We start from the raw sequence: 20,924 nt of genomic DNA on the forward strand, positions 1-20,924 counted from the left end.
AGAGCTAGCCATGGGCCGCTCTCCTTCTTCTTTAAACGAATATCCACCATAAAATCATCGTAATTGTAATTGTGACAAGACCCTGCAATAAAGTTGCGACCGTTTGTGCTTTATAGGCCTGTGTGACTTCCATGCCACTATACTGTGTAATTACCCAGAAAAAGCTGTCGTTCACATGACTAACTGTCATTGCTCCAGCACCAATTGCCATCACCACTAATGCTAACGGTACCGCTCCCTCAATTCCTAATGTTACAAGCATTGGCGCTACTAAAGTAGAGGTGATCACAAGTGCCGTTGTGGAAGAACCTTGAGCTGTTTTCAATGCTGCCGCTACAATAAATGGCACAAGAAGGAATAATGTACCTGATGCAAACATGCCTAAATCCATTTCCTGAAGCATTTCTCCAACACCAGCATTTTTAATAACAGTTCCAAATGAACCGCCAGCTCCTGTAATAAGTAAAATAGGAGCCGCTTCTTTTAAGCTTTCACCAATCCAGCCCGTTAATGTCGTTTCACTAATTTCAGGTAATAATAAAAATGCCGATGCTACACCTAAAAATAAAGCTACTGTTGGTGAACCTAAAAATTTAAAGATTGTATTGAATGTCGATTCTGTATCACCAACTAATGCTGCTATAGAACCTAGACCAATTAACACAATTGGTAAAACGATTGGCAAAAAGGCTTTAAATGTTGACGGCATTTTGCCAAAAGATTTAATCACTTCCTCATAATCTAATGTCTCTACCTCATCTTCGGGTACTCGAATCTTTGTCGCCACTTTCACCGACCATAGATAACCTACAAATGTCGCTGGTATCGCTACTAATAAACCAATGACAATGACCGTTCCTAAATAATCCGCAGCACCAATATTCCCTGCTGCTGCAATAGGTCCTGGAGTTGGTGGCACTAATACATGTGTAGCAAATAAGCCCGTTGCTAAAGCTACTGCCATTGAAGCAATTGTGACATTTGCTCGCTTTGCCAATGATTTTTGTAAGCTGGATAAAATAATAAAGCCTGAATCACAAAACACTGGAATGGACACGATATAGCCAATTAAAGACATCGCTAATTGAGGACGCTTTGGCCCTACAATTCTTAACACGACTTCCGCCATTCGATAGGCAGCACCTGACTTTTCTAATATTAAGCCTATAATCGTACCAGCGATAATAACTAAGCCAATGCTTGTCATCAAGCCACCAAATCCAGTATTAATACTTTCAACGACTGATAATAATGGCATCCCTGATGCCATTCCAACAAAGAAAGCACTAATTAATAGCGCTAAAAACGGGTGAAGCTTTAACTTAGCCGTCCCCAGTACAACAAATAATACCCCTATTAAAATAATGATGAACAACATCTAGTCATCCCCCTTTTGTATGGTACGCTCAATCAATCTCTTAGTTTTTAAGCGAATATAGTGCGTAGGATCTTGCATCGCCTGCTGCACACTAGTCTCCTCATCTACTAAAGATTCGATAACTGTAAAATACTCTTGCAGAGCTGTCTTCGCCTTTCCATCGATTCCTCCCGATAATAACAATGCCTCTACCTTAGCAAGTCTAGCAGCCTTTGCCACACCCAATGGTGCCTTACCATGTAATGTTTGTAGATCGGATTTACCTTCTCCTGTTATCACAAACTGTGCCTCTACTAAATGTGCCTGAAGCTGTACAGCATCTAATACAATATCAATCCCTGCATGGAATGTTCCATTTAAAAATGCGATTAAAGCACCACCCATTCCCCCAGCAGCTCCCGCACCTTTATAATCATGCAGCCGAATGGAAAATTGAGCTTCAACAATATCTGCAAAATGCTTTAAACAGCGATCAAATTCGGCAATCTGCTGTTTTCGGACACCTTTTTGTGGACCAAAAATGGCTGTTGCCCCTCGTTCACCAATGAGCGGATTATCAACATCACAGGCTATTGTAAATGTCGCCTCGGCTAATCTAGCATCTAGCTGGCTAATATCTATAACATTTAATTTCACTAAATTAGAAACTCCAGCCTCTAGCTCTGAACCATCCTCCGTCATTAATCGAACGCCTAATGCCTGTAACATTCCAATCCCAGCATCATTCGTGGCACTTCCACCAATGCCGATAATAAACTTTCTATAGCCTTGATCGAGTGCGGCTTTAATTAACTGGCCAGTGCCATAAGATGTAGCTAGCTCTGGATTTTTCTCATTATCTTGTAGCAGCATAATGCCAGATGCTTGGGCCATTTCTATAACACATGTTACTTGATCCCCCAACACTCCATATTGAGCCTGAATTGCCCTTCCCAATGGATCTAGGACGTTTACAGAAAAATATTGACCTTCTGTAGAGGCAATCAGTGATTGTAGCGTGCCTTCTCCCCCATCTGCAACTGGTAATACGATTGTTTCAATCGATTGATCCGCATCCAGGATTCCTTCCTGCATTGATTTTGCTACTTCAACTGCTGACAGAGTACCCTTGTAGGAATCTGGACTAATGATGACCTTCATGCTATACCTCCACTTATGTCGTCCATTGACATTTACGTAAATTTTCATATCCTAAGTTAAGCGCTTACAATTTATTATAATGACAATAAATTCAGAAAACATTATAATGGGTGTACAATTTAACTGTCCTATAACAGGCTGTTTTTTATGCGAGGTGTATAAACATGTTGACGAAAAAATTAGCAGAAGAAATCGTACATCAAACGATGCTACGTTTGCGCCACAATATTAACGTCATTAGCCCAAGTGGCGTGATTTTAGCCTCTGGCGATAAAATGAGGGTGGAAAATATTCATGAAGGTGCCCTTCATGTGACACAAACAAAAGAGACATTAATTATTAACGAAGAAAATATCGAGCAGTATCCGAACACAAAACCAGGCATTAATATGCCAATCATGTATCAGGATGAAGTAGTAGGGGTTATTGGCATCACAGGAGAGTCTGAGGATATGTTTGAAATTGCCAATCTTGTACAACTCACAACAGAAATTATGACACACCAAGCCATTGTTGAATCTAAAAGTGAATGGCAACGAAAAAATAATGATTATATATTTGAAGCACTTGTTCATGGTAGTAAGTTAGATGCAGCCTTAAATGAACGAATTCAAAAATTACCCTTTGCTCTAAAAGCTCCCTTTCAAGTGATTTTAGTGAGCTTTAATGAGACATCTTACGTAGAAAATTCAATTCCCCTTTTTTTTGAGGATTTATTTTATAAACAGCCTATTCTTGCCGGTCATAGCCAATTGCAAGAATACTATATTCTGCTGACAAATTGTGAAGATCAGAGTTGTCGTCCCATTATCAAAGCACTACGCAAACAGAAACAGAAGCTGCCTTCTCTTCAAATAGGTATTGGTCCTGTTGTGCAACATGTATCACAGCTTCCCTATAGCTACCAAGGCGCTAGAACAGCCCTAGAATTTGCAACAGTCCAGAATGAATTAACCTTTTTTGAAGATGTCGAGTTATTTTCTCTTTTTAAGCCTCGAGAATCAGAAGAAGTACAAGCATTTCATCATCGTATACTGAAAAATATGGACGCTAAACAGTTGGAAACATTACAATCATTTTTTGACTGTAATTTACAATTAAAGCTTTGTGCACAACAACTGGCTATTCATCGTCATACGCTTACCTACCGATTAAATAAAATAAGAGAAATGACAGGCTATGACCCACAATATTTCGAGGATGCCGTTATTTTAAAAATGGCCTGTACATTGCGAACACTACAAATAATGAAGGCAACCTGAACAACGCAGATTGCCTTTACCTTTATGCTTTATATAATTCATCTAAAAACTCTATTTTTTTCCCAATAGCCTCTTCAAAGGTCATAATATAGGCTGCTGGATCTTTCGGATTGTGGAATTGCGTAATTCTTCCTGTCTCAGGATGAACAAATTTAGAGGATGCTCCACAGCCAATCCCTAAGATTGTCTGCACCTCTTCCATAATCACAATATTGTAGATACTTTCTTCACCAGCCTTACTATAGCCGACATTTTCTAAATTACCTAAAATATTTTTTTGACGGTATAAATAATATGGAACATAGTCATTTTCTTTAGTCCAAACCTGTGCCATTTCCATCATTTCGGCCACTGTATCGCGATCCGCTACTTTGTATTTATCCTTATTACGTGTCATCTCTGACGCTCGTTTAAATGATAGCGTATGAACCGTTAATGATTCTGGCTGCATCTTAGCAGATTCTTCTAAAGAATGCTGGAACTCGTCTACCCCTTCATTCGGTAATCCAATAATGAGATCCATATTAATATTGTTCATACCTGATTCTCGTGCAAGCCAAAATTTATCAATGGTTTCCTGAACCGTATGATGACGACCAATTGCTTTTAATGTTTCATCTGTATATGATTGCGGGTTAACGCTAATACGATCAATGCCCCATTTTTTTAGTACCTCTAATTTTTCAGGTGTGATTGTATCTGGTCTGCCGGCTTCAACAGTCACCTCTCGAATTGTTTCGGGATTCGGGAAAGACTCATACATTGTTTGATATAAGGCGTCCATTTCATCTGCCTCAATTGAAGTTGGTGTGCCGCCGCCCCAATAGATAGAGGTGATTTTCATATTATTGTCCTTTAACCATTTGCCCATTTCGCGCAACTCAATATGCAAGCCATCTAAAAAGGTTGCCACACGACCTTGCTTACGGTTACTACCAATCGCATAGGCTGGGAAAGTACAATACGCGCACTTCGTCGGACAGAATGGAATGCCAATATAAACACTAATCTCTTGCCCAATCTCATCTATATCAGGAATGGTTACTAATTGTCGTTCCACAATTTCCTTTAATAGTGCCACCTTGTCCTCTGATAAACGGAAATCTCGAATCAAAAGATCAGCAATCTCTTGTTCACTTTTCCCTCCTTTTCTAAATTTATGATAAAGCTTTGTTGGGCGCACACCTGTTAAAATCCCCCATTGCTGATGCATCCTCGTATGCTGCTCAAGCACATTTAAAAATACATGTGATAATGCACGTTTCATACGAATATTTAGCTCACGATCAGTCGCTGCTGATTCATATTGAATGCTATATTCATTTGTATATTGCTGCCCATCTACAGTCAATACGGCTTTTGTAGAAATGGAAAAATCGTCCCCAGTCTGATAATCAAATGATGCAGACATATCTGCTCCCTCTGGTTCTACCTTCAGCTTGGAGTCCTCAAAAAATAAATTCGCTATATGATTTAATACCCTTATCCAATCCTCAGGATATTTTTGATCTATGTGAATAATTTTCATCTTATTTCGCTCTCTTCTTTTCTTATTCCAGATATAGTGCAGATTTAAGTTTAACAAATTTCTATGTCTTTAAGCAAAGTAACAATTATAATCCTAAAATAACAGAATATTCTGTTTTGAAATAGACAAACTATTTCTTTATCATTATAATTTTTAAAAAGGTGGTGTTGATAGTGTTTATTTTAAAAAATAGCAACCGAATAGACATTTCTCGCTTTATACATCAAATAGAAATAACATTTCACCAGTTTGACTTAGAACGTTGTGATGAAAAAACATTATATGTAACGGTTTTATTTAGATATGGCACACATCATGTTCTTTGTGATTTTATCTATATAATCAACCAACAAGACATTTATGGTGCCATCTCTATCAATGAGCACTATGAAAAAGCAAGAGAATTTATTCAACAACACTCCCAGCAATTTTTACTGTATTCAGATGAAATGACATTAGCCAAAAATTTTATGAATACAGTGTCTTTTAAGCAATGTCTTCAACAATTTGCAAAAAGGTATCCTACCTATGCTTCCTTGAAAAACTACTATCCCATAGCAATAGCATAATGACCACAAATGAAAAGAGTATGCCAAAAACTTTCGGCATACTCTCCTAGTGTTAAAAAACAAACAATAAACTTTCGAAAAAGGCTTTTCGTTTTAGGCCACTTACTTGCTGCTTTTACGCCGAACAAAATCAGTTTCGCCGTCTCGCTATCCTCCCGGAGTCGGACGTCCATGGAAAGGACGTTGGCGGAGCGAAAATCAACCTTTTGCCTTGGTCAAAAAGACTTTTTCAGCTATTGATATGATCTTTAATCTTTTATTTTAAATATTCTTCAACAAATTCAACCGGTACATAGGTTTTTGTGTCTTTCAGTGTTGGTGCTACTTTTAGTGTGCGTAATGCTTTATTATAGCCAAATGTTGTTTCTCCACGCGTCAATGTGTAAGACATATTTCCCTTTGTAAGAATAGCCCCTTTACCAGTTGAGTCCACTTTGAAGCCAAGCTTTTCAGCAATTATACGTAATGGCACCATTTTTGTACCAGCTACTTCGTAAGAGTCTGATGTGATAATTTTATCAATTTCTTCATTTACTGGATTCGTCGTAGTTGCGGGATAATCATCCAGTACAATCACTTTAGATGGTGTTGTTTGTGCTGGAATACTTTTAGTAGAGGCTGTATAGAAAACAACTAGGTGCTTCTCTGTTAAATCTTTAGCCTCTACTTTTTCACTTTTTGCATTTAATAGCTCTGTTTCATTACCGATATTTAGTTTTAACATATCATACGTATTCGTTAAATCCTCAAAGAAATAATCAACTTCAACAAAGCCAACTTCTTCTGATTCTACAATGACAACCTCAGGATTGAATTGTGGTGGATAAATATATTTTTGAGGCTTGTTGGCAAATGTATAAGCGATTACTTTATCTCCTTTTTGAAGATCCACTTTCTTACCTGTATTGTCAAACACAAGAGTATCTTTCGTCATTTCTAATACATTTATTTGCTCGCCGTCTTTTACAGTGTAGTATGTAATGTTTTCTCCAACACGAACATCTTCCACAGTACCACGCGTATTATTGAAAATGTGTACTGGATCTATTTGAATTTGTGGTACTTCTGCTTCTGTAGCATGCTGCTCATTTGCTGAAGCTACTGGCACCATGGCACTTCCAAATAATAATGCAGTCATTGCCACTGGTGCTATCTTTTTCATGTTCATAAAAATCTCTCCTTATTGTTTGAGTTCAAAGGAGTAGTAGTTTTAAAATGGGAAAAGTTTCATCATAAGCAGAGAAATTTATGAAAAAAGGTGATGTCATCAGCAGAAACAGTCATTTTGAAAGGCGATGGTTGATGTCCGTTCTGCCAGTGTTCTTTCCAGGGGGCATCCGATGAGCAAGCTCTACTCACTGCGTTCACTCCAATCAACCATGTACAAAAGTGTCTTTTCCTTATCTTTCATACGAGCCGTAGTGAAAATAACTCACTATTTTTTATGAGTAGAGAAAGGATAGTCTCTTATTGTCAATATGGAGAAGCGATGAGTGACACCCCCCCTCCAGAAAGAGTAGTGAATACCTTCACTTTATATCAAAACCTTTACTAAAGTGAATACTTCACTTTATTTCAAAACCTTTGCTAACAAGAAACATTTTTATGAATTGAAGTGGAAGGCTATTTGACTCCCGCTCACCCACAGGAAAGCAAGTAGCCTGCAACGGAAATCCATGTTCACCTTTTGCATAAATTCTATGGATGGTTTTGTTTTTCAACACTATGAAGAGGTAACAGTCACTACTGCCTCCTCTTCTTCGTTAGTCTTTTACAATCTCTCTCAAGCCCGTAATATTTATACCATTTAACGCTTGTGTAGCAAGACGATCCGCTTCAGCATTATCTTTACGGGAGACCAGCTGATATTCTGGTTGAATGTTAAACTGCTCTAGCTTGGCATCGATTTTATCTGCCCAGCTTGCTAACTCCTTTTCTAAAGCAGGCCATTCCCCATTTAACTGATTGATGACTACTTGCGAATCTCCTATAATTTTCACAGGCAAATGGTGAACATTTAACAATTCTAGCTCCACTAAGCCTAAATAAAGTGCCGCATACTCTGCTTCATTGTTTGATTTTAGTTCAGACGAAAAGGCATTTTTTCTTAATCGGAAAGGTTTACCATTTTGTTCATAATAAATGGCACATCCTAACCCTGCCTGCCTTGTCCCAAGGTCAAACCCACCATCAAAATAGACAGTAATATTATGCGGCTCCGTCTCTATTTCCTTTAAATAGGCTTTTAGCTCTTTCAGTGACCAATTGGTATCTTGCCGATCTATGCAATGTAACGATTTTACTCTTCCCGTTCTTTCCATATCCTCTGCTAGTAATAATGCTTGAGCAGCAGGCATTTCAGCTGAACGTAAAACAGTTGTTGCTCCTTTTGGTGTTTTATAAGTCCATTCAATGATGACATGCATAATCATAACCTCCGATACTCCCTGACTTATACATAAAGTAAAAACGTGTACCGACCACTTGCGGATACACGTTTTCTTCTTACTTGTTATATGTGCAATTCCGAGGACAATTATTCCTTTTTAAATTGCAATTTATCACATTTTTATTTATTGAATTCCTTCGTATAAACCTTGAATAGGTTTTATTAAAATGCGATTCACTTCTTCGATTACTTTACTTAACTTCATTTCTGACTCAAGCATCGTTGAGATTTTTTCATTTTGCTGTGCAAGCTGTGCTGCTTTTTGTGCATAGACAAGCTCATCTTCCAGTATATCCTCACCTGCTAATTGTTTTTTCTGTAAATCAATTTGGATTTTACGGAAGTTTTTAAAGACATTTAATGCCTCTTCATCATTCTTTACAACTTCAACTGCAGCTTTTAAAGCTTCAAACTCAGGAATCTTCCGAAAAGTTGCCTCTAACGCATTAATGTCATTATAAATATTAATCATTCATACATTCTCCTTTTAAATAAAGTAAACAATTAAACCTTGCACAATCCCAATCAATCCACCAAGAACTGCACCTAATACGGTAATCATTTTAAACTCACGTTTTGAAATACCTAATACAAGCTCCTCTAATTTTTCTACTGGGAAAGAGTCTACCTGTTCTCTAACAACCTCTTGTAAGTTTAAACGTTTTAGTACATCCTCAAGTTTTTCCTCAGCTTTCACAAAAGCTTTTTCTATAGCTTGTGGAATCACCGTATACTTCGCCCACTCATTTCCTTCAGGCCAATAATAAGAAATCGGGTGATTTAAACGTTCAGCGATTGCTAATTGCTCTTTCACGTACACTTGTAATTTCGATAAAATAGGTTCAAATTGAACATCTTGTAAAAAGTCCATTGCTGGTCGATCTTTTAATTTTTCCAATTCCTGTGTAAATATTTTTGTTAGTAATGTTGACGTTCCTGGCGCTTGTAAAAACTTCACAAGCTCACGTTGAACTTTACCAACAAGTGAGGAGGAATCACCTAAAAACATATTGATCATGCCACCAAGAGAGCCTTTTGATGATAAAAAATCATCAATCATTGCCTTGATTGTCATTTCGCCTTCTGGTGATAAAAAGTAATCCTCACCTTTTTCTAAAATATGATGAACCGCTACAGGAATTTTAGCATCAATCGTATTTTGAATATCATCAGATAGCAGAGAACGAATTGATTTTGTTGATAGTGTATTCTTTACTGCCGAAAATTGTCCCTCAACTATCGCTTCAACCTTCTGCTCAATGGTAGCTGACAGTTGTGAAAATCCTGCTAAGTTTAGCCAATCCTGAATGGTTTTATCGTTTGTAAAGACTGTCTCTTCAACCTTTGCTTGCACAAATTGTTCTACTTTGTCCTGAATATCTTTTGAGAAAAATTTCTTTCTAAATGTTTCAGGCGTTAATAAGTAATTTACTACTGTGAGACCAAGCTGTTTTGCTAATTCATCACGTCGTTTTGGAATAAGACCTGGCGTAAACGGTAATCGCCAGTTTTTAATATATATTGCTTTATGTGGACGAAAAAGCATTTTAATGGCCAGATGATTTGTTACGCCACCAATTGCCGCCCCAATAATTGCCATAAAAAGTAATGTCACGATAAAATTATCCATTAGTATCCTCTCATTTCAATTGTATTCACGATTGGCGTATTTTGTCGCCTTCTGCACTCATTATAGCAGAGCAATGATTTTCTACGAAAGAAATATCCTCTTTAGAATTTCCAATCTTATGCTATTAACTTCTATCCTAAAAGCGAATAGTTGCAAAATTACCATTATCCTTGAATAATATGAACTACATACAATAGAAACGAGGTTTAGATGATGATTCAGCATTTCAGTTTTAAACCATTATTTGACAATGCCCAAATTCCTGGGTGGGCTATTTCATTTTTTTATCAACGACAACGATATCAGGCTGAATATATAAAGGATGGGACAATTCAATGGATAGGACCAATTCCACCAAACGAAGAGGATGTTAAAAAAATGATACATGAACTCATGCTGTTCCACGTATACGACTAAAAAAGTAGTCATTTTTTCGTAATAATTCCGCATAAAACTACCTATATTTACTAACTAATAGCACGTCCTTTAAGCTAATTATGTTGATTCATGTTGAAATTTGTATATTTTTCTTATACATTTATGGTATCAGCTTAATAGTAAATGTTTTTTATGCAGGGGGCCATTTCAATGAGTAAAGTCACACTTTCGGATGACTTAAACAGCTATAATTCAAAAGCATTAATTCGTACAAAAGTAAAAGAATTTTTTTCAGAATTTTCAACCAAAATATTCGAACTAACCGATGAAGCAGGTACTATGAATAGTAAAAAATTCGAAGAACTTTCTGGCTATAAAAGCGACTTCTACAATGAATATTGCAGTCAATTAAAGGGCTTTTTTGATTCTTCTACTAGCTCTTTCGGGAAGAAATCAAGTAAAATGTTCTATTTAACGTATAATGGAAAAAATTATGTATTAACACAGCAGGGCATTACAGAAAAAGCACCTGTATCTATTGCTCCCTTCACAGGCGTAATACCTAGTAAGGAAACCGTTCATGATGTTGAAAAGGCATGTTTAAAATTACGGTTCCAACAAGAATAACCGAGTAAAAAATGGCAACATTTTTTTTGCATAGAAAAGGGGAGTCTCAAATAATCGAGACTCCCCTTTTAGCTATAAAAAATAATTCATTTAAAAAAATCCGCAAGCTAAAGCACTCTTGAGATTTTTTGACGTGTCGTAATATATGAGATGCAAAATGCTTCTTTCCCTAAACAAACTATCTTTGCTCTTTTTAAAGTTAGCATATAGCTATGGCAATTACAATCTTTTGGTATTTGAATCTAGTTACTTTTTTCAAAAAGGTACTGGAAAAACTAGCGAAAAAATCGTTGTCAATATTTGTGTTTTTCTTTTAAATAATTTATTATTGAGACATCCAACAATTTTTTAAATCATAGGAGGTGTACACTTTGTTTACTTCCCTCATTCGGGCGGGAACAAAGGAATTATTTGGACGGAGACATATTGGAGATAACCATTAGGTTGGCGGCATTCGCCCTACTAATTATAATGACAGGATTTTTCGTTGCAACTGAATTTGCAATCGTAAAAGTGAGATCTACCCGCATTGATCAATTGCTCGCAGAAGGGCATAAGAAAGCGAAAAATGCAAAACGAGTTGTTTCAGATTTAGATGAGTATTTATCTGCGTGTCAGTTAGGTATTACCATCACTGCACTTGGTTTAGGTTGGTTAGGTGAACCTACATTCGAAATCATTTTGCACCCAGTGTTTGAATTTCTAAATTTGAATGGTAGTATTACATCTATCCTTTCATTCATACTTGCATTCTCAATCGTAACGTTTATGCATGTTGTTATTGGGGAGTTGGCGCCAAAAACATTAGCCATCCAAAAAGCAGAATTTGTCACATTAAACTTGTCTGGCCCATTAATTTTATTCCACAATATTACGTATCCAATCATTAAGTTATTAAACGGATCTGCCCGTGGTTTAACTGGTCTTTTCGGCTTAAAAATGATGTCAGAATCAGAAGTAGCCCATACAGAGGAAGAGCTGCGAATGATTTTGTCGGATAGTTTAAAAGGTGGAGAAATTAATAACTCAGAATATGAATATGTTAACAGTATTTTTGAGTTCTCAGATCGTCTTGCAAAAGAAATTATGGTTCCTCGGACTGAAATTGTCGGCATTGAAAAAGAGCTAACAATTAAAGAAGTGTTCGATTTAATGGGTGTCGAGCAGTATACTCGTTATCCAATTCTTGATGGGGATAAAGACCATATTATCGGCTTAGTCAACATGAAGCATTTGTTAACCGCTTACATTAAAGACTCCAAAAATGGTGATAAGCCTGTTATGGACTATATGCAACCGATTATTCGAGTGATGGAAACAACGCAAATTAACGATTTGTTACTAAAAATTCAACGTGAACGTATTCATATGGCCATTTTAATGGATGAATATGGCGGAACATCTGGTCTAGTGACGATTGAAGATATTATTGAGGAAATTGTCGGCGATATTCAAGACGAATTCGATGAAGATGAAATCCCAGAAGTACAGGAAATTGCAGAAAATCATTTTATTTTAAATGCTAAGATGCTTCTTGAAAATGTAAATGATATACTAGGTACTGACATAGAAGATGATGATATTGATACGATCGGCGGTTGGTTCATGACGAAGCGTTTTGATGCAGTCGAAGGAGACAGTATTCAGGAGCAAGGTTTTGAATTTATCGCAAAAGAATTAGATGGGCACCATATTTTATACTTAGAAGTTCTGAAATTACCTGAAAGTGATTTATCAAATGAATTTGACGCAGTCATGGACTGAAATTGAATTGCCTCGTTGTACTTGTCATGGTATTATTGAAATCACGCTTGTATAATCCGAGCTATAAATATGGTCTTTCCTTCACATCTTATAGATGGGAGCAAATACCGTAATAAATAGATCGAACGACTCCCTTTTTAAGAGGGAGTCGTTTTCTAATGTCCGAAAGTTTTGCGAGGGGGAAACAAAATGGAGCTCTATACAAATTTACGGCAAGGGGAAAAAGGTGCTTGGCTATCCATTGGTACATATCTAATCCTAAGCTCTGCCAAACTTACTATTGGCTACATTGGTACATCAGAAGCATTAAAAGCAGATGGTTTAAACAATACCACGGATATCATCGCCTCCATCGCCGTACTGATTGGATTACGCATTGCTCAAAGACCGCCTGATTCCAACCACCAATACGGACATTTACGTGCTGAAACGGTTGCCTCTTTAGTTGCATCATTCATTATGCTTGTAGTCGGTCTCCAAGTACTTATTAATTCTTTACAAAATTTATGGCAGCCAACTGGTACAACACCTTCCCTGTTAACTGCTTATGTAGCAATCGGTAGTGCCGTTGTCATGTATGTCGTTTATCGCTATAATTTGGCACTATCTAAAAAAATTAAAAGTGCCGCTGTTAAGGCAGCAGCATTTGATAATCGCTCGGATGCCCTTGTCAGTATCGGCACAGCCATCGGTATTTTTGGAGCTATTTTTGGCTTTCCGATCATCGATTCTCTGACAGCCCTCATTGTTGCCTTTTTAATTATTAAAACAGCAGTAGAAATCTTCTGGGAAGCTGTTCAAAGTCTGACAGATGCATTTGATATTGATGAAGTGGAGACATTATCGGTCTTAATCCGTAATGTGGATGGTGTAATCGAGCTCTTGGACTTTAAAGGGCGTGCACATGGAAATATGTACTTCATCGACATAACGGTTACCGTTGACCCTTATTTAAATGTTTTTGAAAGTCACCGCATTACTGAAGAAATTGAGCATACCATTATGCGCGAAAATCGTTTTTGTCAGGTTCTTGTGCATATCGAGCCCCATGTAGAATTGATTCCTCCACAAAACGACGACAAGTCTCCTACCAATTAATTGGTAGGAGACTTGTTTTTATTTAATGGCGATATAAATATCTACCTGTGCTTCTTGTGGATTAGCGCATCGTTCATCATACAATTCAAAATCCCCTGTATATGTTCGTTCAACTGTAGCATTTGCAAACCATGTCCAAATCTCTTGCCAAGCTTGGATAACAACCTCTGGCAAGCTTCCTTTCTCAGATGTAAAAACTAAATATTTAGCTGTTGGCATCGTTTTAACGACTAAACCAGCTGGTGTTTCATCATCATTGCTTGACACTTCTACACCTAGTGTAACGGCGTAATCTCCATTCACATCCGTCTCATAGTCTGAATACAAACCATAAATATTGTTATTTTTACGTTCAGCTATTTGGCCTGAAATATTTTGTTGGTAAAAGTGATCCCATAATTGTGGGATTTTAGCTTGTGCTGTCATTTCATTTGCATTACTTGTTTGAGCTGAAATTCCTATGATTTGAAAGGACTCCAATTCCACCATTTTTGGCTCTTTCCATTCATCTTTTCTCCATCGTTTTAAACTTGGTAAAAAGGATGTCAGCATATGACGTGCCTCATTTTCAGGCATACCATCTTCCTGAAGATGTGGTACGCATATTTCGATCATTTCTTTCACTGTTAATTGAGGTTGTTTAAACTCTCCTCCCTCATAACAATATGTACAATACTCCTGACTTTTGTGCCCTTCTTTTTCACTACCTAATAATGCCTCATCTACTAATGGCATACCACAGCTTTGACAATAGCTTTGCATCGTCATTCCACCTTTCGCTTTATTTGTTCTTACTATAGCAAAGGAAACCTGACAGCTGTATGTCATCAATTGTCTTGATTTTTATATAAAAGGACAATTTCTTGTGCGCGTTTTTGGATAATATCTCTTATATATAGCGGTTCTATGATTTTTATACGATGACCAAAGCTAAGCAAGAAGCCATAAAGCCATTCATCCTCTGGTATGGCAATATTAATGATAGACTGCTCATGATCTATATACTCTGCTCCAAAAGATTCCTCCACCAATGTTGTGATGGCTTTATCAAAAAAAATAACTAAACTGACGACGTTTTGTGGTTGATGCCATTTTTTCCCCCATGGCAGCTCACTTAAATTCACTTCCTTACGCTCAAAGATAGTCTCCTCTTGCAATAAATTCTTGATTCTCGCAAGTTTAAATAAACGAAAGTCCTTTCTTAATGTGCAATAGGCATATAAATACCAGGTCTTTCCTTTCTGAACAATTGTATGAGGTTCAACTATCCGACTTGTTTGTTCACCATGCGTAGTAGAATAGTAAAAGCTTACACAATGCATGCTCTCTATTGCATTCTTTAATGTCGTCATATGCTCTTTAAAAAGAACGTTCGGCCCCCAAGGACTAAAATCTACAAAAAGGTGATCCATAGATTGTTTGACCTGGTCATCAGCAATACATGTTAATTTTTCAAGAACTGCTTCAGCGTGCGAATCCTCATAGGTAGTCAAGGCACTTTTAATAGCTGTAGAAAGTGAAATAAGCTCATCCTTCGTCAACACTTGTTTATCAACACGGTAACCCTCCATTAAATGAATGCCACCATTCACACCTTGTTGACTAATAACAGGGATACCTGCACAGCTAAGTGTTTCAATATCTCGATAAATCGTCCGAACGGATACATTAAATAGCTCCGCTAGTTCTTGTGCCTTAACTTTTTTTCGATTGATTAAAATCATCGTCATTGTTAGCAGACGTTCTAATTTCATAGCGAAATCCTCCTCCATCCATATCCCATAATTCCTATATAACTTTTCGTTTCAATTACTAACAACCTATCTTTTTAAGTATTTTTTAAGTACTTTTTGAGTTTTATTTAAGACAAATGTACTATAATAACGCCTGATTAATTATTACAATGATTATACTATTTTTACAATATAAGAAAATACAATGCTTTGGCTACATGTCCAGCTTTTATTTCCCAATACGATGCTATTTCATTTTTTTATAAGAATAGTTTAATAATAAACGCCTAAACAATTATTTCAATTCTCTTACACAACATAAAAAACTTTTATCTTCTATATAATGAACGGCGAATACTTTCTATGAAGGGATTTGACGTGGTGTGTGACAATATACTACAGGATTCTTTGACTCTCGCCTGTGAAAATCCTACAACATTGATTGCTTTTTTCTAGTATCAAATTTTTAATAGAAAAGTTACGTGATGTTCACTTTTCTTGCCCTTCACTCTATATAGGAAGCCTTTCACCAAAAATGAACTAGAGTTTAATCGTTATCAATTTAATTGTAAAAAGGAGAGTTTGATATGATTCGAGCCGTTTTAATAGACAATGAACCTTTAGCTTTACACTATTTTCAAAATAAACTACATGCCTTTCAACAAATACAGGTTATTCAAACCTTTACAAGTGTCGAAGTTTTTCTGAATGAGCTGCCTAATTTAGAGTTTGAGGTTATCTTTTTAGAGGTAAAACTCCAAGAATTATCTGGACTTGAAGTAGCTGATATTATCAAAACGGAACGTCCACAAGTGAGCGTAATTTTTATTACCTCCTATCATGAATTTGCGTTACAAGCCTATGAGATTGGTGGTCTGGACTATTTATTAAAGCCTATCAGTCCTGCTCGTTTAGAAAAAACGGTAGCTCGCATTGAGCATGAATATTCTATCCAGCAAATGCTTCAGCAAGCTACGCAAACTGTGTTAAACGTACAATGCTTTGATCAATTCGCAGTCTATAGCAATAATAGCTTAGTGGCTTTTAAAACAGAAAAGACGAAGGAATTATTTGCTTACTTTATTTTGCACCCAAACATACCGATTCATCGGGATTACTTAATTGAAATTCTATGGCCAGATTTAGACTATGTACGAGCTAAATCTAATCTCCATACCGCTCTTTCTTATTTAAGAAAGACTTTGAATATGATCGGCTATGAAAACTGTATCGTCTTTTCAAATAAATACTATATCTTTGAGAAACCAACTATTGTGTGTGATCTATATGATTTTCAAAAACTTCATGAAGATTTTTCACGCTTGGAGTTTCCCTCCATATCTTTGATTAATCAATGTCTTTCTATTTATAAAAATGGCCTCTTTGTATTCGATGATTATGAGTGGTCAACTGCCGCTAAAGATAGATTAACGAAATCATACATAGAGTTATTAGAGAAGGGGTTTCAAACAACGTTTCTTTCTGATACTGAGAAGGCTCTTGAATTTCTACATGCTTTATTTGAGTATGACCCTTACAATGAACAAAAGCTTGAACATTATTTATACACGTTGACTCAGGCAGGGCTTCACGAACAAGCTTATAAAATTTTTCAAACATATAAACAAAAGCTTCAGGAAGATTTAGCACTGACACCAAGTGCTACCTTATTAGAGATCTCCCAAAAATTATTTGTTCAATATAAATAATGTAAAAACGGCGAGTACTACTTTGTTTTGTAGTAGCTCGCCTTATATTTTTGTACGTATTTTGAAACATGTTTAAATACCGCTACCCTCTGTTAAACCATGCTTCACCGCATATAGTGCTGCTTGTGTACGGTCTTGCACTTGTAGCTTTGTAAAGATATTGGAAATATGCGTTTTCACTGTTTTTTCTGTGACAAAAAGTGAGGATGCAATTTCTCGATTACTCTTTCCTTTTGTCAGCTCTGCAAGCACATCTTGTTCACGAGGTGTTAGTGGATTTAATAAATGTGGTGCATTTTGTGACTCTTGACGATCCATTTCAAGCGTTGTCGTTGCTTCTGGATGCAATGTATTTTCGCCACGCATAATACGACGAATGGATAAGACCAATTCATCTGGCTCAATATCTTTTAACTGATAGCCTGCTGCTCCCGCCTCCATTGCTGGAACTACATGATCTCGATCCGAAAAACTAGTCAGCATTAGAATTTCTATTTGTGGAAATTTTGCTTTGATGCGTTTTGTTGCCTGAATGCCGTCCATCTCAGGCATCACTAAATCCATTAAGATAATATCTGGTTGAATGCTTTCTGCTAATGATACAGCTTCATGCCCATTTTTCGCCTCTCCCACAACCTCAATATCCTTTTGTGTCTTTAAAAAAAACAATAGTCCTCGACGCACCACATGATGATCGTCTGCAATTAATACACGTATCATGTTCTCTCCCCCTTAATATGGCAAGCGGATGAGCAGCTCCGTACCTTTGCCAATTTCACTTACCCAGTCAGCAGTGCCACCTACTGATTTTGCACGATCCTTGATGGATTGTAAGCCCATTGAAAGCAGCTTTGTATTATTGTCGATGACAAAGCCTCGTCCCTCATCTCGAATCACCAATAAAATATCTGTTGATGTAACCGTAATATACAAGGCTGCTTCTAGCACCCCTGCATGACGACGCACATTATTGAGCGCCTCTTGTGCTACACGAAATAATGTTTCTTCAATACGAGAGGGGAATTGCAGTACACCTGAAACCATAACATGTAGCTTTAAGCCAAGCATTTCAGCGTATACTTTAATGGCTTCAAGTAAACCATTTTCTAATCCCTTCGGTCGCAATTGCCAAATCAGCGCACGCATTTCTGTTAGTGCATCTTGTGTTAAATGCTGGATCTCTTTAAATGTTTCTTTCACATCACAATCATCCGTCATCTCAATACCAGCTCTCGCTGTCAACGTAACAGAAAATAGTAGTTGATTAACGGAATCATGTAGGTCACGTGCTAGACGGTTACGCTCCTTCACAAGTGCCATTTCTTGCTCCTGCTTTGTCAGTAAAATTCGCTTAATAGCTGAACCCATCTGAAAAGCAACGGATTCTAATAAAGCTAGATCCTCCTCTGAAAAGCGTACCGTGTCCTTGGATGCAACATTTAATACACCAAAACGTTCTTGTCCAGATTGAAGGGGTACCGTGGCATGATGTGTAATTCCTTCATGATCGCCAACATTTGCTGCAATGGCACTTTCAATTCGCTGACACTCAATTATATTGGAGGCTTTTTTTAGCTCTTCATTGCGATAACGGGAGACGCACCAACAGCCACCCTTGTTTAAATAATGACAATTATTAAATTCCAATGCCTCTGGTAGATTTTCATGGACAACAAGCTCTGAGCGTCCTTTTGCATCAATAAAAAAAATCCAGCCTGTTTCAAATTTAGTGCCATTTAAAAATTTGATGAGTGCACCTTTTAGCATTGTGACAATTTCAGTTTCTTCATTTAATAGTTCAGCAATTTCCTTTAAAATACTAATATTGGAATGCTCATTCTCCCTCACGAAAACACCTCTTCTTTAGCATTACTACTGTTAATGATACCATTAAGGGATTGGAGACGTCTGCTTGAGTCGTTCATACTTTAGACTGAAATTCATAACATACCTTATTTTGTGTAAGTTGATTTACATATAAAACTAGAACAACTATAATCGAACAAGTACATGGTTTTATGAAGGGAAGAATGGATATGTCTAAAAAAGAGGAAAATGGCTTATTATTTATATGGATAGTGTCTGCTGTAGCGACACTAGGTTCATTATACTTTTCTGAAATTCGTCACTATGAACCTTGTAAATTGTGTTGGATTCAACGTATTTTTATGTACCCAATCGTCATTATGACGACAGTAGCATTGATCCAAAAAAATGCGCGTATCGCTGTCACAACAGCTGTGTTTTCTGTGATTGGAGGCTGTATCTCACTTTACCATTACGGAATTCAAAAGCTAAGTTTTTTAGCTGACAATGCCCCTTCCTGCGGCGCGGTTTCTTGCACAGGACAATATATTAACTGGCTAGGCTTTATTACTATTCCGTTTTTAGCATTAACTGCATTTATTTTAATCGCAGGGGCAAGCTTCTATTTAATAAAAGCTTCAAAAGCTGCAAAATAATCGAGAGACCGTGTTCTACCAATGGAATGCGGTCTTTTCTACGGAGGAAGATCTATGTTTCATTATGAAATAACTGAAGATAACTTACATGTTGAAGAGCTGTTACGCAATCAATGGCGACTTGGCAAAAAGCTAGTCCATGAATTACGTATGGCTAAAGCAATCACTTTGACAAATGATGAGCTGATTCAATGGAATACACCTTTACAGGCAGGGACAATTATAAAATTTACATTTCCTATTCCGACATCTAACTACAAACCAACACCTGTTTGTGCTATTGATGTAGTCTATGAAGATGAACATTGTTTAATCGTCTCCAAGCCAAAGGGCATGGCAACACATCCGAATGATGCTCGTGATACACATACTTGTATGAACCATGTTATGGCACATATTAAAGAACAAGGTGGTGTATACGCCGAGCATGTTCATCGTCTTGATAAAGGGACACAAGGTTTATTACTTGTAGCAAAACACCCATTAGCAAAGTCTATTTTTGATCGAATGATTGAAGAAAAATCCATTATTCGTACGTACGCCGCAGAGGTACAGGGTAATTTACGTACATCATCAGGAACGATTGCTGAACCAATTGGAAAGGACCGCCATCATGCGACAAGACGGGTTGTATCCAACACGGGACAGCATGCCGTAACTCACTATGAAGTGGTGGCCCGCTACAAAAATTCCTGTGTTGTCCACCTCATTCTTGAAACTGGACGAACGCATCAAATTCGTGTTCATTTAGCCTATATCGGCCATCCAATTATTGGTGATACAATGTATGGCGCACGAGAAACAGCAAATGATGACTACGAGCTCCATGCGATTCAATTAGAATTTGAACATCCATTTTTAAATAAACGAATTACCGTCAAGGACGAGCAGTAAGTAAAAAAATCCCGCCCTCTATTTGAGAGCGGGATTTCATAGTGTTGAAAAACAAAACCATCCATAGAATTTATGTGAAAGGTGAAAAAGGATTTCCGTTGCAGGCTACTTGCTTTCCTGTGGGCGAGCGCCGAGCCGCTTCCTCCGTGCAGGGGCTCGCCTGTCTCGCTATTCCCACGGGAGTCAAGTAGCCTTCCACTCCAATCCATAAAATAAAAATGTTCACTTTTTAGCAAAAAAGTGAAGGTATTCACTACTCTTTTATGGTGGGGTGTTGTCACACATCACTTCTCCACATTGAAA

Annotated in this window: 20 protein-coding genes; 9 read left to right on the plus strand and 11 right to left on the minus strand. The window is 37.2% G+C overall.

What is annotated here, in order from left to right; genetic code table 11:
• Nucleotides 1–31: 31 nt before the first annotated feature.
• Nucleotides 32–1,378, minus strand: a complete 1,347-nt coding sequence (locus CRI88_RS10525) for a GntP family permease (RefSeq protein ID WP_058843249.1) — start codon at nt 1,376–1,378, stop codon at nt 32–34.
• The gene (locus CRI88_RS10530) at nt 1,379–2,518 is read right to left on the minus strand and encodes a glycerate kinase (RefSeq protein ID WP_058843248.1); all 1,140 of its coding nucleotides are present in this window, start codon (nt 2,516–2,518) and stop codon (nt 1,379–1,381) included.
• Between the two features lie 164 nt (nt 2,519–2,682).
• On the opposite strand from CRI88_RS10530, the gene CRI88_RS10535 reads away from it, so the two are divergent.
• Nucleotides 2,683–3,780, plus strand: coding sequence for a CdaR family transcriptional regulator (locus CRI88_RS10535; protein ID WP_101966581.1), 1,098 nt, complete (start codon nt 2,683–2,685; stop codon nt 3,778–3,780).
• Nucleotides 3,781–3,802: 22 nt separating this feature from the next.
• On the opposite strand, the gene CRI88_RS10540 is transcribed toward CRI88_RS10535, so the two are convergent.
• Entirely contained in the window at nt 3,803–5,308 is a 1,506-nt protein-coding gene (locus CRI88_RS10540) for a coproporphyrinogen III oxidase (RefSeq protein ID WP_101966582.1), read from the minus strand.
• 173 nt (nt 5,309–5,481) lie between these two features.
• Between CRI88_RS10540 and CRI88_RS10545 the strand changes: the two genes are divergently transcribed.
• Nucleotides 5,482–5,877, plus strand: a complete 396-nt coding sequence (locus tag CRI88_RS10545) for a hypothetical protein (protein WP_036118100.1) — start codon at nt 5,482–5,484, stop codon at nt 5,875–5,877.
• A 256-nt stretch (nt 5,878–6,133) separates the two neighbouring features.
• Here the strand turns inward: CRI88_RS10545 and CRI88_RS10550 are convergent, their stop codons facing one another.
• The 4 genes from CRI88_RS10550 to CRI88_RS10565 all read right to left on the minus strand — a co-directional run bounded on the left by CRI88_RS10550 (nt 6,134) and on the right by CRI88_RS10565 (nt 9,956).
• Entirely contained in the window at nt 6,134–7,045 is a 912-nt protein-coding gene (locus CRI88_RS10550) for a copper amine oxidase N-terminal domain-containing protein (RefSeq protein ID WP_101966583.1), read from the minus strand.
• A 595-nt stretch (nt 7,046–7,640) separates the two neighbouring features.
• Complete coding sequence (locus tag CRI88_RS10555) at nt 7,641–8,303, minus strand: ribonuclease H family protein (protein ID WP_058843244.1); 663 nt, start codon at nt 8,301–8,303, stop codon at nt 7,641–7,643.
• 147 nt (nt 8,304–8,450) lie between these two features.
• A complete protein-coding gene (locus tag CRI88_RS10560; protein ID WP_036118573.1) occupies nt 8,451–8,798 on the minus strand; it encodes a YlbF family regulator in 348 nt (115 codons plus the stop codon).
• 15 nt (nt 8,799–8,813) lie between these two features.
• A complete protein-coding gene (locus tag CRI88_RS10565) occupies nt 8,814–9,956 on the minus strand; it encodes a DUF445 domain-containing protein (protein ID WP_101966584.1) in 1,143 nt (380 codons plus the stop codon).
• A 213-nt stretch (nt 9,957–10,169) separates the two neighbouring features.
• Here CRI88_RS10565 and CRI88_RS10570 point away from each other — a divergent pair, with 213 nt between their 5' ends.
• The 4 genes from CRI88_RS10570 (at nt 10,170) to CRI88_RS10585 (ending at nt 13,823) form a co-directional block, all read left to right on the plus strand.
• On the plus strand, nt 10,170–10,373 hold the full coding sequence (locus CRI88_RS10570) for a YheE family protein (protein ID WP_058843243.1): 204 nt from the start codon (nt 10,170–10,172) through the stop codon (nt 10,371–10,373).
• 171 nt (nt 10,374–10,544) lie between these two features.
• Nucleotides 10,545–10,961, plus strand: a complete 417-nt coding sequence (locus CRI88_RS10575) for a hypothetical protein (protein WP_089933914.1) — start codon at nt 10,545–10,547, stop codon at nt 10,959–10,961.
• Nucleotides 10,962–11,405: 444 nt separating this feature from the next.
• Nucleotides 11,406–12,725: a hemolysin family protein gene (locus CRI88_RS10580; RefSeq protein ID WP_170829877.1), complete on the plus strand. Its 1,320-nt coding sequence runs from the start codon at nt 11,406–11,408 to the stop codon at nt 12,723–12,725.
• A 189-nt stretch (nt 12,726–12,914) separates the two neighbouring features.
• The gene (locus CRI88_RS10585) at nt 12,915–13,823 is read left to right on the plus strand and encodes a cation diffusion facilitator family transporter (RefSeq protein ID WP_036118586.1); all 909 of its coding nucleotides are present in this window, start codon (nt 12,915–12,917) and stop codon (nt 13,821–13,823) included.
• An 18-nt stretch (nt 13,824–13,841) separates the two neighbouring features.
• On the opposite strand, the gene CRI88_RS10590 is transcribed toward CRI88_RS10585, so the two are convergent.
• Together CRI88_RS10590 and CRI88_RS10595 are read right to left on the minus strand one after the other, a co-directional pair.
• Complete coding sequence (locus CRI88_RS10590; protein ID WP_051891583.1) at nt 13,842–14,585, minus strand: effector binding domain-containing protein; 744 nt, start codon at nt 14,583–14,585, stop codon at nt 13,842–13,844.
• A 65-nt stretch (nt 14,586–14,650) separates the two neighbouring features.
• Complete coding sequence (locus tag CRI88_RS10595; protein ID WP_058843240.1) at nt 14,651–15,577, minus strand: helix-turn-helix transcriptional regulator; 927 nt, start codon at nt 15,575–15,577, stop codon at nt 14,651–14,653.
• Nucleotides 15,578–16,143: 566 nt separating this feature from the next.
• Here CRI88_RS10595 and CRI88_RS10600 point away from each other — a divergent pair.
• Nucleotides 16,144–17,265, plus strand: a complete 1,122-nt coding sequence (locus CRI88_RS10600; protein ID WP_036118596.1) for a response regulator — start codon at nt 16,144–16,146, stop codon at nt 17,263–17,265.
• Between the two features lie 72 nt (nt 17,266–17,337).
• On the opposite strand, the gene CRI88_RS10605 is transcribed toward CRI88_RS10600, so the two are convergent.
• Nucleotides 17,338–17,985, minus strand: coding sequence for a response regulator (locus CRI88_RS10605; protein ID WP_036118599.1), 648 nt, complete (start codon nt 17,983–17,985; stop codon nt 17,338–17,340).
• Nucleotides 17,986–17,997: 12 nt separating this feature from the next.
• A complete protein-coding gene (locus CRI88_RS10610) occupies nt 17,998–19,113 on the minus strand; it encodes a GAF domain-containing sensor histidine kinase (RefSeq protein ID WP_036118602.1) in 1,116 nt (371 codons plus the stop codon).
• A gap of 188 nt (nt 19,114–19,301) precedes the next feature.
• Between CRI88_RS10610 and CRI88_RS10615 the strand changes: the two genes are divergently transcribed.
• Nucleotides 19,302–19,727, plus strand: coding sequence for a disulfide formation protein C (locus CRI88_RS10615; RefSeq protein WP_036118605.1), 426 nt, complete (start codon nt 19,302–19,304; stop codon nt 19,725–19,727).
• A 54-nt stretch (nt 19,728–19,781) separates the two neighbouring features.
• On the plus strand, nt 19,782–20,621 hold the full coding sequence (locus tag CRI88_RS10620; RefSeq protein WP_036118609.1) for an RluA family pseudouridine synthase: 840 nt from the start codon (nt 19,782–19,784) through the stop codon (nt 20,619–20,621).
• Nucleotides 20,622–20,924: the final 303 nt, after the last annotated feature.

The organism is Lysinibacillus fusiformis, from assembly GCF_002845985.1.
GTDB classification, from domain to species: Bacteria; Bacillota; Bacilli; order Bacillales_A; family Planococcaceae; genus Lysinibacillus; species Lysinibacillus fusiformis_D.

Excerpts from the sequence above, each read along its gene's own strand:
- CRI88_RS10615 (WP_036118605.1), top strand. The coding sequence starts at position 19,302 with ATGTCTAAAAAAGAGGAAAATGGCTTATTATTTATATGGATAGTGTCT.
- CRI88_RS10540 (WP_101966582.1), bottom strand. The coding sequence starts at position 5,308 with ATGAAAATTATTCACATAGATCAAAAATATCCTGAGGATTGGATAAGG.
- CRI88_RS10560 (WP_036118573.1), bottom strand. The coding sequence starts at position 8,798 with ATGATTAATATTTATAATGACATTAATGCGTTAGAGGCAACTTTTCGG.
- CRI88_RS10595 (WP_058843240.1), bottom strand. The coding sequence starts at position 15,577 with ATGAAATTAGAACGTCTGCTAACAATGACGATGATTTTAATCAATCGA.
- CRI88_RS10535 (WP_101966581.1), top strand. The coding sequence starts at position 2,683 with ATGTTGACGAAAAAATTAGCAGAAGAAATCGTACATCAAACGATGCTA.
- CRI88_RS10525 (WP_058843249.1), bottom strand. The coding sequence starts at position 1,378 with ATGTTGTTCATCATTATTTTAATAGGGGTATTATTTGTTGTACTGGGG.
- CRI88_RS10550 (WP_101966583.1), bottom strand. The coding sequence starts at position 7,045 with ATGAACATGAAAAAGATAGCACCAGTGGCAATGACTGCATTATTATTT.
- CRI88_RS10575 (WP_089933914.1), top strand. The coding sequence starts at position 10,545 with ATGAGTAAAGTCACACTTTCGGATGACTTAAACAGCTATAATTCAAAA.
- CRI88_RS10585 (WP_036118586.1), top strand. The coding sequence starts at position 12,915 with ATGGAGCTCTATACAAATTTACGGCAAGGGGAAAAAGGTGCTTGGCTA.
- CRI88_RS10600 (WP_036118596.1), top strand. The coding sequence starts at position 16,144 with ATGATTCGAGCCGTTTTAATAGACAATGAACCTTTAGCTTTACACTAT.
- CRI88_RS10620 (WP_036118609.1), top strand. The coding sequence starts at position 19,782 with ATGTTTCATTATGAAATAACTGAAGATAACTTACATGTTGAAGAGCTG.
- CRI88_RS10570 (WP_058843243.1), top strand. The coding sequence starts at position 10,170 with ATGATTCAGCATTTCAGTTTTAAACCATTATTTGACAATGCCCAAATT.
- CRI88_RS10605 (WP_036118599.1), bottom strand. The coding sequence starts at position 17,985 with ATGATACGTGTATTAATTGCAGACGATCATCATGTGGTGCGTCGAGGA.
- CRI88_RS10590 (WP_051891583.1), bottom strand. The coding sequence starts at position 14,585 with ATGCAAAGCTATTGTCAAAGCTGTGGTATGCCATTAGTAGATGAGGCA.
- CRI88_RS10555 (WP_058843244.1), bottom strand. The coding sequence starts at position 8,303 with ATGCATGTCATCATTGAATGGACTTATAAAACACCAAAAGGAGCAACA.
- CRI88_RS10530 (WP_058843248.1), bottom strand. The coding sequence starts at position 2,518 with ATGAAGGTCATCATTAGTCCAGATTCCTACAAGGGTACTCTGTCAGCA.
- CRI88_RS10565 (WP_101966584.1), bottom strand. The coding sequence starts at position 9,956 with ATGGATAATTTTATCGTGACATTACTTTTTATGGCAATTATTGGGGCG.